The sequence below is a fragment of the Streptomyces sp. NPDC050264 genome (genome assembly GCF_040655895.1).
GTDB lineage: Bacteria > Actinomycetota > Actinomycetes > Streptomycetales > Streptomycetaceae > Streptomyces.
Map to the genome: position 1 here is coordinate 94,710 of NZ_JBFAKV010000004.1, position 12,333 is coordinate 107,042.

Consider the following 12,333-nt stretch of genomic DNA (forward strand, 5'->3'; position numbering starts at 1 on the left):
GCGGCCCCTTACAGCTTCATCAGGCTGGCGTCGTCGACCGAGGCCGAGTGGCGGGAACGGAACAGCGACACGATGATCGCGAGTCCGACCACGACCTCCGCGGCGGCGACGACCATCGTGAAGAACGCGATGATCTGGCCGTCGAGATTGCCGTGCATCCGGGAGAACGCGACGAACGCGAGGTTGCACGCGTTCAGCATCAGCTCGATGCACATGAACACCACGATCGCGTTCCGCCTGATGAGCACGCCGGTGGCGCCGATCGTGAACAGCAGGGCGGCGAGATACAGGTAGTTGACCGGATTCACTTCGACGTCTCCTCCGAACGCTCCAGACGGTCGGCCGAGCGCTGCTCCAGGGCCTTGAGGTCGCTCAGCGCCTCACCGGATACGTCCCGGATCTGGCCTCGCTGGCGCAGCGTCTGCATGACCGTGAGCTCCGAAGGGGTGCCGTCGGGCAGCAGACCCGCGATGTCCACCGCGTTGTGCCGGGCGTAGACACCGGGGGCGGGCAGCGGCGGCAGGTGCTTGCCCTCGCGTACGCGCTCCTCGGCCAGCTCCCGCTGGGTCTTGGCCCGCTCGGTGCGCTCGCGGTGGGTGAGCACCATGGCGCCGATGGTGGCCGTGATCAGCAGGGCGCCGGTGATTTCGAAGGCGAAGACGTACTTGGTGAAGATGAGGGTGGCCAGGCCCTCCACGTTGCCGTTCGCGTTCGCCTTGCCCAGTCCGTTGAACGACTTCAGCGAGGCGTTCGCGATGCCCGCGACCAGCAGGATGCCGAAGCCGAGCCCGCACAGGGCGGCCAGCCAGCGCTGCCCCTTGATGGTCTCCTTCAGGGAGTCCGCCGCGGTGACACCGACGAGCATGACCACGAAGAGGAACAGCATCATGATCGCGCCGGTGTAGACGACGATCTGCACGATGCCCAGGAAGTACGCCCCGTTGGCCAGGTAGAACACCGCAAGGATGATCATGGTCCCGGCGAGACACAGAGCGCTGTGCACGGCCTTCTTCATCAGGATCGTGCACAGCGCGCCGATGACGGCGACCGTGCCGAGGACCCAGAACTGGAACGCCTCACCGGTGGAGGTCGAGTAGGCGGCGAGCTGCGTCATGCCTCGGCCCCCTCGGGGTCGGGCTTCTCGCCCTTGGATACGGCCACTTGGGGCTCCGTGCCCGGCGCGGCCTCGGTGACCAGACCCCGGTAGTAGTCCTGCTCGTCCATGCCCGGGAAGATCGAGTGCGGCGACTCGACCATGCCCTCGTCGAGCCCGGCGAGCAGTTGCTCCTTGGTGTAGATGAGGTTGGCGCGGCTGCTGTCGGCCAGCTCGAACTCGTTCGTCATCGTGAGCGCGCGCGTGGGGCACGCCTCGATGCACAGGCCGCACAGAATGCAGCGCGCGTAGTTGATCTGGTAGACGCGGCCGTACCGCTCGCCCGGGGAGTAGCGCTCCTCCTCGGTGTTGTCCGCGCCCTCCACATAGATGGCGTCCGCCGGACAGGCCCACGCGCACAGCTCGCAGCCGACGCACTTCTCCAGGCCGTCCGGATGGCGGTTGAGCTGGTGCCTGCCGTGGAAGCGCGGAGCAGTGGTCTTCTGCTGCTCCGGGTACTGCTCGGTCAGCCGCTTCTTGAACATGGCCTTGAAGGTCACACCGAAGCCGGCAACGGGGTTCATGAACCCGGGCGCGGTGTCCTTCTCGTTCTCGTCAGCCATCGGACGCCTCCTTTCCATCACGAGATCCGCCAAGTGATTCGTCACTCGCAGTATCGGGGCCACCACTGACAATCAACTCCCGCTCATGGCGCGGGCGTCGGCGCGGCACGGGCGGCAGGGTCTGTCCGGGCAGCGGAGGCACGGGGAAACCGCCCGCCATCGGGTCGAAGGCGACCGGCTCCTCGTCCTGCGCACGCTGCTTGGCCCCCCGGTCGCGGAAGATGTCCACGACGAACGACAGCAGCAGGATCACGAGGATGGCGCCGCCGATGTACAGGGCGATGGTGGCGAAGTCGTAGTTCTCGTTCTGCAGGGTCCGCACGGTCGCGACGAGCATCAGCCACACCACGGAGACCGGGATGAGCACCTTCCAGCCGAGCTTCATCAGCTGGTCGTAGCGGACCCGTGGCAGCGTGCCGCGCAGCCAGATGAAGAAGAACAGCAGCAGCTGGACCTTGATGACGAACCAGAGCAGCGGCCACCAGCCGTGGTTCGCGCCCTCCCAGAACGTGGAGACCGGCCACGGTGCGCGCCAGCCGCCCAGGAAGAGCGTCACCGACACCGCCGAGACCGTCACCATGTTCACGTACTCGGCGAGCATGAACATCGCGAACTTGATCGACGAGTACTCGGTGTTGAAGCCGCCGACGAGGTCACCCTCGGACTCCGGCATGTCGAACGGGGCGCGGTTCGTCTCGCCGACCATCGTCACGATGTAGATCAGGAACGAGACCGGCAGCAGGACGATGTACCAGCGGTCGTGCTGCTGGGCGACGATCTCCGAGGTCGACATCGAGCCCGAGTACAGGAACACCGAGGCGAACGCGGCGCCCATCGCGATCTCGTAGGAGATCATCTGCGCGCAGGACCGCAGACCGCCGAGGAGCGGGTACGTGGATCCGGAGGACCAGCCGGCGAGGACGATGCCGTAGATGCCGACGGAGGCGACCGCGAGGATGTAGAGCATCGCGATCGGCAGGTCGGTGAGCTGCATCGCCGTACGGTGGCCGAAGATCGAGACCTCGCCGCCGGCCGGGCCGAAGGGGATCACGGCGATCGCCATGAAGGCGGGGATCGCGGCGACGATCGGCGCAAGGATGTAGACCACCTTGTCCGCGCGCTTGACGATCACGTCTTCCTTGAGCATCAGCTTGATGCCGTCGGCGAGCGACTGGAGCATGCCCCAGGGGCCGTGCCGGTTCGGGCCGATGCGCAGCTGCATCCAGGCGACGACCTTGCGCTCCCACACGATGGAGAAGAGCACGGTCACCATCAGGAAGGCGAAGCAGAACACCGCCTTGACGACGACGAGCCACCACGGATCGGTGCCGAACATCGACAGGTCTTCGTTGGCCAGCGGGCTCAGTGCCGTGGGGCTCATGACTGCACCTCCGGGGCCGCGGCGACGGCCGGGCCGATCTTCACCAGGTCGCCGGGGGCGGCACCGGTGTCCGAAGCGACGCCGCCACCCGCGGAGTTGAGCGGCAGCCACACCACGCGGTCCGGCATCTCCGTGACCTGGAGGGGCAGGGCGATCGCGCCGGCGGGTCCGGTGACGGCCAGCGCGTCGCCGTGCCGCACACCGATCTCGGCGGCCGTGGCGGCGGACACGCGCGCGTGGGCGGTGTGCCGCGTCCCGGCGAGCGCCTCGTCGCCGTCCTGCAGCCGCCCCTGGTCGAGCAGCAGCCGGTGTCCGGCGAGGACGGCCTCACCGGAGGCCGGACGCGGCAACTGCGCGCCGGTGTCCAGCGGTGCGGTCGCGTGCGGCCCGTCCCAGTTGCCCAAGCGGTCCAGCTCACCGCGCGCGGCGCGCAGGTCCGGCAGCCCCAGGTGTACGTCCATGGCGTCGGCCAGCATCTGCAGCACGCGCGCGTCCGTGGGCGCGACGCGGCGCGTCATCTGGTCGGGCTTGAGCGCGGCCTCGAACATCCGGGCCCGCCCCTCCCAGTTGAGGAACGTGCCCGCCTTCTCGGCGACCGCGGCCACCGGGAACACGACGTCCGCGTGGTCGGTGACCTCGCTGGGCCGCTGCTCCAGGGAGACCAGGAACCCGATCTCGTGAAGGGCTTCACGCGCGCGCAGCGGGCTCGGCAGGTCGGCGACCTCGACCCCCGCCACGACGAGGGCCAGCAGCTCGCCGGTGACGGCGGACTCCACGATCTGGCCGGTGTCCCGCCCGAAGCGGTGCGGCAGTTCGGCCACCCCCCAGGCGGCGGCGACCTCGCCCCGCGCGCGCGGGTCGGTCGCCGGACGTCCGCCCGGCAGCAACGACGGCAGCGCGCCGGCCTCGACGGCGCCGCGCTCACCGGCGCGCCGCGGGATCCACACCAGCTCGGCGCCGGTCGCGGCCGCGGCCCGCACGGCGGCGGTGAGTCCACCCGCGACGGCGGCGAGCCGCTCGCCGACGACGAGCACGGCACCTTCGGTGCGCAGCGCCGCCGCGGCGGCGTCTCCGCCCTCCTCCAGGCCGACACCGGAGGCGAGCGCGTCCAGCCACTCGGTCTCGGTGCCGGGCGCGGCGGGCAGCAGCGTGCCGCCGGCCTTCTCCAGGCCACGCGTCGCATACGTGGCGATCGAGAAGACCTTCTGACCGTGGTTGCGCCAGGCCTTGCGGAGCTTGAGGAAGACGCCGGGCGCCTCCTCCTCCGACTCGAAGCCCACGAGAAGCACCGCGGGGGCCTTCTCCAGCTTCTTGTACGTGACTCCGCTGCCGTCCAGATCACGACCGCGGCCCGCGACCCGCGCGGCGAGGAAGTCGGCCTCCTCGCTGCTGTGCACGCGCGCGCGGAAGTCGATGTCGTTCGTGTCGAGGGCGACGCGCGTGAACTTGCTGTACGCGTACGCGTCCTCGACCGTCAGCCTGCCACCGGTGAGGACACCGGTCCGGCCGCGCGCGCCGACGAGCCCGCGGGCGGCGGCCTCCAGAGCCTCGGGCCAGGAGGCGGGCCGCAGCTCACCGGAGGCGGAGTCACGCACCAGCGGCGTCGTCAGCCGGTCCGGCTTCTGCGCGTACCGGAAGCCGAACCTGCCCTTGTCGCAGATCCACTCCTCGTTGACCTCGGGCTCGTTGGCCGCCAGGCGGCGCATGACCTTGCCACGCCGGTGGTCGGTGCGGGTCGCGCAGCCACCGGCACAGTGCTCGCACACCGACGGCGACGACACCAGGTCGAAGGGCCGGGAGCGGAATCGGTACGCCGCCGAGGTCAGCGCCCCGACCGGGCAGATCTGGATGGTGTTCCCGGAGAAGTACGACTCGAAGGGGTCACCCTCGCCCGTGCCGACCTGCTGGAGCGCGCCGCGCTCGATCAGCTCGATCATCGGGTCGCCCGCGATCTGGTTCGAGAACCGGGTGCAGCGGGCGCACAGCACGCACCGCTCGCGGTCGAGCAGCACCTGCGTGGAGATCGGGACCGGTTTCTCGTAGGTGCGCTTCTTGCCCTCGAAGCGCGACTCCGACTGGCCGTGCGACATGGCCTGGTTCTGCAGCGGGCACTCACCGCCCTTGTCGCAGACCGGACAGTCCAGCGGGTGGTTGATGAGCAGCAGCTCCATCACGCCGTGCTGCGCCTTCTCGGCGACGGGCGAGGAGAGCTGGCTCTTGACCACCATCCCGTCGGTGCAGGTGATGGTGCAGGACGCCATCGGCTTGCGCTGGCCCTCCACCTCCACGATGCACTGGCGGCAGGCGCCGGCCGGGTCGAGGAGCGGGTGGTCGCAGAACCGGGGGATCTCGATGCCGAGCATCTCGGCGGCCCGGATGACCAGGGTGCCCTTGGGCACGCTGATCTCGATGCCGTCGATCGTCAGCGAGACGAGGTCCTCCGGCGGAACGGCCGCCTCGCCGCCCCCGGAGGGAGCGCTTGTGGTCACAGTCACGCGTTCACCTCCGTGCGGTGCTTGTCGGTCCCGTCCGCCCAGAGCGTCGAGCGGGCCGGGTCGAAGGGGCAGCCCTTGCCCGTGATGTGCTGCTCGTACTCCTCGCGGAAGTACTTGAGCGAGGAGAAGATCGGCGAGGCGGCGCCGTCACCGAGGGCGCAGAACGACTTGCCGTTGATGTTGTCGGCGATGTCGTTCAGCTTGTCGAGGTCGTCCAGGGAGCCCTTGCCGGCCTCGATGTCGCGGAGCAACTGCACGAGCCAGTACGTCCCTTCGCGGCACGGTGTGCACTTGCCGCAGGACTCGTGGGCGTAGAACTCGGTCCACCTCGTGACCGCGCGCACCACGCACGTCGTCTCGTCGAAGCACTGCAGCGCCTTGGTGCCGAGCATCGATCCGGCGGCGCCGACACCCTCGTAGTCGAGGGGGACGTCGAGGTGCTCCTCGGTGAACATCGGGGTCGAACTGCCGCCCGGTGTCCAGAACTTGAGCCGGTGGCCCGGGCGGATGCCGCCGCTCATGTCGAGGAGCTGGCGCAGCGTGATGCCGAGCGGGGCCTCGTACTGGCCGGGCGAGACGACGTGGCCGCTGAGCGAGTAGAGCGTGAAGCCGGGTGACTTCTCGCTGCCCATCGACTTGAACCAGTCTTTTCCGCGATTGATGATCGCGGGAACCGACGCGATGGACTCGACGTTGTTCACGACAGTGGGGCACGCGTAGAGGCCCGCGACCGCAGGGAAGGGAGGACGGAGTCGCGGCTGACCACGGCGGCCTTCGAGCGAGTCCAGGAGTGCGGTCTCCTCACCACAGATGTACGCGCCTGCGCCGGCGTGCACGGTGAGTTCAAGGTTGAGACCGGACCCGAGGACGTTTTGCCCGAGATACCCCGCGGCGTAGGCCTCGCGCACGGCCTCGTGCAACCGCCGCAGTACGGGGACCACTTCACCGCGCAAGTAGATGAACGCGTGCTCGGAACGGATCGCGTAACAGGCGATCACGATGCCCTCGATGAGGCTGTGCGGGTTCGCGAAGAGGAGCGGGATGTCCTTGCAGGTCCCCGGCTCCGATTCGTCGGCGTTGACAACTAGATAGTGCGGTTTGCCGTCTCCCTGCGGGATGAACTGCCACTTCATCCCGGTCGGGAACCCGGCGCCACCACGTCCGCGGAGCCCCGCGTCCTTCACATAAGCGATCAGATCGTCCGGCGACATGGCGAGGGCCTTGCGCAGCCCCTCGTAGCCGTCATGCCGGCGATACACATCCAAAGACCAGGACTTGTCCTCGTCCCAGAAGGCCGACAGGACCGGTGCGAGCAGCTTCTCCGGACTGGTGTCGTTGTTGTCGATCTCGGCTGCCAAGGTCATCACTCCCCCTCCTCGGCGGCGGGACCCGCTGGGTGGGACGGGTCGGAGGCCGATGTGTCCTGCGGCGCGTCGTGCGAGCTCAAGTGCTCGGCGGGTGACGGTTCATGGGTCTGACCGCCGTCCGTGGCCTCCGCGCGCGGGTGGACCACGCGGGCGGGCGATGCCTCGCCCTTGGCCAGGCGGAGGCCGGTCAGTGAGGCCGGGCCCGCGCTGCCGCTCGCCTCGACCGCGCCGGGGCGCTCGTCGGGGAAGCCGGCCAGGATGCGCGCGGTCTCCTTGAAGGTGCACAAGGGAGCGCCTCGGGTCGGTGACACCTGCGCTCCCGCGCGCAGGTCGTCGACGAGCCGCTTGGCGGACTCGGGCGTCTGGTTGTCGAAGAACTCCCAGTTGACCATCACCACGGGGGCGAAGTCGCAGGCCGCGTTGCACTCGATGTGCTCGAGCGTGACCTTGCCGTCGTCCGTGGTGCCGCCGTTGCCGACGGCGAGGTGCTCCTGGAGCGTCTCGAAGATGGCGTCGCCGCCCATGACGGCGCACAGGGTGTTGGTGCAGACGCCGACCTGGTAGTCGCCGCTGGGGGCACGCCGGTACATCGAGTAGAAGGTCGCGACGGCCGTGACCTCGGCGGTGGTCAGGTCGAGCATGTCCGCGCAGAACCGCATGCCGGTGCGCGTGACATGGCCCTCCTCCGCCTGGACGAGGTGGAGCATCGGGAGCAGCGCCGAGCGGGAGCCGGGGTAGCGGGAGATGATCTCCTTCGCGTCCGTCTCCAGCCGGGCTCGGACGTCGTCCGGGTATGTGGGCGCGGGCAGTTGGGGCATGCCCAGACTGACGCCCTGCTCCGAAGAACTGGTGGTCACCGGTCGACGCCTCCCATCACGGGGTCGATGGATGCGACGGCGACGATGACGTCGGCGACCTGGCCGCCTTCGCACATCGCGGCCATCGCCTGCAGGTTGGTGAAGGACGGGTCGCGGAAGTGGACCCGGAAGGGGCGGGTGCCGCCGTCGGAGACGACGTGCACGCCCAGTTCGCCCTTGGGCGACTCCACGGCGGTGTACGCCTGTCCCGGCGGGACGCGGAAGCCCTCGGTCACCAGCTTGAAGTGGTGGATGAGGGCCTCCATGGAGGTGCCCATGATGTTCTTGATGTGGTCGAGCGAGTTGCCGAGGCCGTCCGGGCCGAGGGCCAGCTGGGCGGGCCAGGCGATCTTCTTGTCGCCGACCATGACCGGGCCCGGGGCGAGCCGGTCCAGGCACTGCTCGACGATGCGCAGCGACTGGCGCATCTCCTCCAGGCGGACCAGGAAGCGTCCGTAGGAGTCGCAGGTGTCCGCGGTCGGGATGTCGAAGTCGTAGTTCTCGTAGCCGCAGTACGGGTCCGTCTTGCGCAGGTCGTGCGGCAGTCCTGCGGAGCGCAGGATCGGCCCGGTGGCGCCGAGCGCCATGCAGCCCGAGAGGTCGAGGTAACCGACGTCCTGCATACGGGCCTTGAAGATGGGGTTCCCGGTGGCGAGCTTGTCGTACTCGGGAAGGTTCTTCTTCATCTTCTTCACGAACTCGCGGAGCTGGTCCACCGCGCCGGGCGGCAGGTCCTGGGCGAGTCCGCCGGGCCTGATGTACGCGTGGTTCATGCGCAGGCCGGTGATGAGCTCGTAGAGGTCGAGAATGAGTTCACGATCACGAAAGCCGTAGATCATGATCGTGGTCGCGCCGAGTTCCATGCCGCCGGTGGCGATACAGACCAGGTGCGAGGACAACCGGTTCAGCTCCATGAGCAGGACCCGGATGACGCTCGCGCGGTCGGGGATCTCGTCCTCGATGCCGAGGAGCTTCTCGACGGCGAGGCAGTACGCCGTCTCGTTGAAGAACGGCGTCAGGTAGTCCATGCGCGTCACGAACGTGGTGCCCTGCGTCCACGTGCGGTACTCGAGGTTCTTCTCGATACCGGTGTGCAGGTAGCCGATGCCGCAGCGGGCCTCGGTGACCGTCTCGCCGTCGATCTCCAGGATGAGCCGCAACACGCCGTGGGTGGACGGGTGCTGGGGTCCCATGTTGACGATGATGCGCTCGTCGTCGGAGGTGACCGCGGACTGGGCGACCTCGTCCCAGTCGCCACCGGTGACCGTATATACGGTGCCCTCGGTGGTCGCGCGCGGAGTTGCGTGGGGAGTGGTCATCAGCTGTACGACCTCCGCTGGTCCGGAGCCGGGATCTGGGCGCCCTTGTACTCGACGGGGATGCCGCCGAGGGGGTAGTCCTTGCGCTGCGGGAAGCCCTGCCAGTCGTCCGGCATCATGATCCGCGTCAGCGCGGGGTGGCCTTCGAAGACGATGCCGAAGAAGTCGTACGCCTCGCGCTCGTGCCAGTCGTTCGTCGGGTAGACGGGGACCAGGGACGGGATGTGCGGGTCCGCGTCGGGCATCGACACTTCGAGACGGATCAGCCGGCCGTGGGTGAGCGAGCGCAGGTGGTAGACGGCATGCAGCTCGCGGCCCTTGTCGTGCGGGTAGTTCACCCCGGAGACCCCGGTGCACAGCTCGAAGCGCAGCGCCGGGTCGTCGCGCAGCGTCCGCGCCACGCGGACCAGGTACTCGCGCTCGATGTGGAAGGTGAGTTCGCCGCGGTCGACGACCGTCTTGTCGATGACGGTGCCGGGGACGAGTCCCTGTTCCTCCAGGGCGCCCTCCAGCTCGTCGGCGACCTCGTCGAACCAGCCGCCGTAGGGGCGGGCGGTCTCGCCGGGCAGCCGGACGGAGCGGACAAGCCCGCCATAGCCGGAGGTATCGCCACCATTGTTGGCGCCGAACATGCCGCGCTGGACGCGGATCTCCTCACCCTGGTCGCCGCGCTGCCCCGGGAGGTTGGCGGCACTCAGGTCCTTCTCGGGGTTGACCCCGTCGTTCTGCGCGTCACTCACCGCAGCAGCCCCTTCATCTCGATCGTCGGGAGCGCCTTGAGCGCCGCTTCCTCCGCCTCGCGGGCCGCCTCCTCGGCGTTCACGCCGAGCTTGGAGGACTGGATCTTCTGGTGGAGCTTGAGAATCGCGTCCATCAGCATCTCGGGCCGGGGCGGGCAGCCGGGCAGATAGATGTCGACCGGCACGATGTGGTCGACGCCCTGCACGATCGCGTAGTTGTTGAACATCCCGCCGGACGAGGCGCAGACCCCCATGGAAATGACCCACTTGGGGTTGGGCATCTGGTCGTAGACCTGGCGAAGGACGGGTGCCATCTTCTGGCTCACCCGGCCCGCGACGATCATCAGGTCCGCCTGGCGGGGCGATCCGCGGAACACCTCCATGCCGAACCGCGCCAGGTCGTAGCGGCCCGCGCCCGTCGTCATCATCTCGATGGCGCAGCACGCGAGGCCGAACGTGGCAGGAAAGACGGACGACTTGCGCACCCACCCCGCGGCCTGCTCGACGGTGGTCAGCACGAATCCGCTGGGCAGCTTTTCTTCGAGTCCCATTGGTCTGTGGCTCCTGGTCTCCCCTATACGGGGCTCAGTCCCATTCCAGGCCGCCGCGCCGCCATACGTACGCGTACGCGACGAAGACGGTGAGCACGAAGAGCAGCATCTCTACGAGCCCGAACACCCCCAGGGCGTCGAAGGTGACGGCCCAGGGATAGAGGAAGACGATCTCGATGTCGAAGACGATGAAGAGCATCGCCGTCAGGTAGTACTTGATGGGGAAACGCCCGCCGCCGGCCGGCGTGGGGGTCGGCTCGATCCCGCACTCATAAGCCTCAAGCTTGGCCCGGTTGTACCGCTTTGGACCGATAAGCGTGGCCATGACCACGGAGAAGATCGCAAAGCCTGCCCCGAGGGCTCCCAGTACGAGGATGGGCGCATACGCGTTCACCGCTCCTCGCTCCTCTCAGTCGGCACTGACTGCTGGCGGTTGTTGCACGGGTCCGTGACCTCGCAAGCGGTCGAAGATCGCTTACATGTGAAGCAGGTCACAAGCCCCAACTTGCCCCGCATCCTATGCCCGGCACTCTGTGATCTGCGACACGGGGTGCGCCAACTACTTTGTGATCTCCACCACCTGACGAAGGATCATGAAGTCGGATGAGCGGTGATCTTCACACTCGAAGCGCCTGAGTGATCACCAGAGGTGACAACTTGTCTCGTAACCGCTGGTAGGAGGCCTGGCGCACTATCAAGCCACGGGAGTCGCAGGCAAATTGGCGCTGGACGGCCGTGGCTGATAGTGGACGCCGTTCACACGTCGGAGGGAGAGGTGTGGACGGAAGTGGACACGGAGGCCCACCCCTAGGGGTCGCTTGTGACCTGCGTCACGCAGCGAGGGGTGCCCCGGAAACCGGGCTTGGCCAACGGTGTCAACGAGTGGTAGGCGTCGGGCAATTCGGACGTATTGCGGAAACGGCGTGATCACAGCCTCGATCATGGCTGTCCAAATTGCCCTTTACGGCGTCAATAAGGGCCGTCGCGCCCGGGATTCACGCCGCCACCACACAACTGTGGCGCACCACACGTTTCTTGAAGGGAACCGTGAAGCCCTGATAGCGGTTGTACTCATGTCCCACACCGCTCACATACCCAGCCACCGCAAGCCCCGCCGCAGCGCCTCGAAGATGGCCCTGCGTGCCGGAGTCACCGGTGGCGTCCTCAGCACCCTGGCAGTGGCTGGTGCGTCCGGTGCGGCGAGTGCGGCCGAGCCGGTCACGCAGACCATCGAACTGCCCACGCTCACCACCGACCTGTCCTCCCAGGTGGCCCAGTCCGCGGACGCCACCCAGCAGGCCGCGGCCAACTACCAGCTCCAGGCCGAGCGCGACGAGGCCTTCGCGAACGCCGCCAAGCAGGCCAAGAAGGACCAGGCCACCGCCGAGAAGAAGGCGGAGGCCAAGAAGAAGGCCGAAGCCGAGGCCGCCGCCAAGGCGAAGGCCGAGCGCGAGGCCGCCCAGCAGGCCTCCTCCCGCTCCACCGAGCGCACGACGCTCTCCACGGCCTCCACGACCGCGGCCGCCCCGGCCAGCGGCTCCGTCGGCGCCGTCCTGAGCTTCCTGCAGTCCCAGGTCGGCGACGCGTATGTGATGGGCGGTACGGGACCCAACTCGTGGGACTGCTCCGGCCTCGTCCAGGCCGCGTTCAAGCAGGCCGGCGTGGACCTCCCGCGCACCTCACAGGAGCAGTCGACCGCCGGTACCGCGGTCTCCCTGTCCAGCATCCAGGCCGGCGACATCCTGTACTGGGGCGGCGCCGGCGAGGCGTACCACGTCGGCGTCTACATCGGCAACGGCCAGTACCTCGACGCCGCCAACCCCTCCAAGGGCGTCGTCATCCAGGACCTGTCCGGCTACCCGGCGAGCGGCGCGGTCCGCGTCCTCTGAGCCACCCGCGCCCTCCAA

General features: G+C 68.4%; 12 protein-coding genes. 1 reads left to right on the forward strand and 11 read right to left on the reverse strand.

All coding sequences use genetic code 11. The annotated features are described in order from the left end of the window. Positions 1-8: 8 nt before the first annotated feature. Genes nuoK through AB0J02_RS07925 form a run of 11 tightly spaced genes read right to left on the reverse strand, consistent with a single transcriptional unit; the run spans position 9 to position 10,820 of the window. Positions 9-308 carry an NADH-quinone oxidoreductase subunit NuoK gene (nuoK, locus tag AB0J02_RS07875; protein ID WP_003974374.1) on the reverse strand — a complete coding sequence of 100 codons (300 nt, stop codon included), beginning with the start codon at positions 306-308 and terminating at the stop codon, positions 9-11. Further along, a complete protein-coding gene (locus tag AB0J02_RS07880; RefSeq protein ID WP_363192709.1) occupies positions 305-1,114 on the reverse strand; it encodes an NADH-quinone oxidoreductase subunit J in 810 nt (269 codons plus the stop codon). Before AB0J02_RS07880 ends, nuoK begins: the two co-directional genes overlap by 4 nt. Further along, complete coding sequence (nuoI, locus tag AB0J02_RS07885; RefSeq protein WP_363192710.1) at positions 1,111-1,716, reverse strand: NADH-quinone oxidoreductase subunit NuoI; 606 nt, start codon at positions 1,714-1,716, stop codon at positions 1,111-1,113. Before nuoI ends, AB0J02_RS07880 begins: the two co-directional genes overlap by 4 nt. Continuing rightward, positions 1,709-3,082, reverse strand: a complete 1,374-nt coding sequence (gene nuoH, locus AB0J02_RS07890) for an NADH-quinone oxidoreductase subunit NuoH (protein ID WP_363193030.1) — start codon at positions 3,080-3,082, stop codon at positions 1,709-1,711. Before nuoH ends, nuoI begins: the two co-directional genes overlap by 8 nt. Positions 3,083-3,093: 11 nt before the next feature. Next, positions 3,094-5,592: an NADH-quinone oxidoreductase subunit G gene (locus tag AB0J02_RS07895; RefSeq protein ID WP_363192711.1), complete on the reverse strand. Its 2,499-nt coding sequence runs from the start codon at positions 5,590-5,592 to the stop codon at positions 3,094-3,096. Beyond that, positions 5,589-6,956: an NADH-quinone oxidoreductase subunit NuoF gene (nuoF, locus tag AB0J02_RS07900; RefSeq protein WP_363192712.1), complete on the reverse strand. Its 1,368-nt coding sequence runs from the start codon at positions 6,954-6,956 to the stop codon at positions 5,589-5,591. Before nuoF ends, AB0J02_RS07895 begins: the two co-directional genes overlap by 4 nt. After that, positions 6,956-7,816 (reverse strand): NADH-quinone oxidoreductase subunit NuoE, encoded by an 861-nt coding sequence (gene nuoE / locus AB0J02_RS07905; protein WP_363192713.1) that lies wholly within the window; start codon positions 7,814-7,816, stop codon positions 6,956-6,958. The genes nuoF and nuoE overlap by 1 nt, the downstream gene beginning before the upstream one ends. Then, a complete protein-coding gene (locus AB0J02_RS07910; protein WP_363192714.1) occupies positions 7,813-9,135 on the reverse strand; it encodes an NADH-quinone oxidoreductase subunit D in 1,323 nt (440 codons plus the stop codon). The genes nuoE and AB0J02_RS07910 overlap by 4 nt, the downstream gene beginning before the upstream one ends. Further along, complete coding sequence (locus tag AB0J02_RS07915; protein ID WP_363192715.1) at positions 9,135-9,875, reverse strand: NADH-quinone oxidoreductase subunit C; 741 nt, start codon at positions 9,873-9,875, stop codon at positions 9,135-9,137. The genes AB0J02_RS07910 and AB0J02_RS07915 overlap by 1 nt, the downstream gene beginning before the upstream one ends. Beyond that, positions 9,872-10,426: an NADH-quinone oxidoreductase subunit B family protein gene (locus tag AB0J02_RS07920; RefSeq protein WP_363192716.1), complete on the reverse strand. Its 555-nt coding sequence runs from the start codon at positions 10,424-10,426 to the stop codon at positions 9,872-9,874. Before AB0J02_RS07920 ends, AB0J02_RS07915 begins: the two co-directional genes overlap by 4 nt. Positions 10,427-10,460: 34 nt before the next feature. Continuing rightward, complete coding sequence (locus AB0J02_RS07925) at positions 10,461-10,820, reverse strand: NADH-quinone oxidoreductase subunit A (RefSeq protein WP_007383963.1); 360 nt, start codon at positions 10,818-10,820, stop codon at positions 10,461-10,463. Positions 10,821-11,499: 679 nt separating this feature from the next. Here AB0J02_RS07925 and AB0J02_RS07930 point away from each other — a divergent pair. After that, positions 11,500-12,315, forward strand: a complete 816-nt coding sequence (locus AB0J02_RS07930; protein ID WP_363192717.1) for a C40 family peptidase — start codon at positions 11,500-11,502, stop codon at positions 12,313-12,315. The last annotated feature ends 18 nt before the right edge of the window (positions 12,316-12,333 follow it).

Excerpts from the sequence above, each read along its gene's own strand:
- AB0J02_RS07920 (WP_363192716.1), bottom strand. The coding sequence starts at position 10,426 with ATGGGACTCGAAGAAAAGCTGCCCAGCGGATTCGTGCTGACCACCGTC.
- AB0J02_RS07930 (WP_363192717.1), top strand. The coding sequence starts at position 11,500 with ATGTCCCACACCGCTCACATACCCAGCCACCGCAAGCCCCGCCGCAGC.
- AB0J02_RS07880 (WP_363192709.1), bottom strand. The coding sequence starts at position 1,114 with ATGACGCAGCTCGCCGCCTACTCGACCTCCACCGGTGAGGCGTTCCAG.
- nuoF (WP_363192712.1), bottom strand. The coding sequence starts at position 6,956 with ATGACCTTGGCAGCCGAGATCGACAACAACGACACCAGTCCGGAGAAG.
- nuoI (WP_363192710.1), bottom strand. The coding sequence starts at position 1,716 with ATGGCTGACGAGAACGAGAAGGACACCGCGCCCGGGTTCATGAACCCC.
- AB0J02_RS07910 (WP_363192714.1), bottom strand. The coding sequence starts at position 9,135 with ATGACCACTCCCCACGCAACTCCGCGCGCGACCACCGAGGGCACCGTA.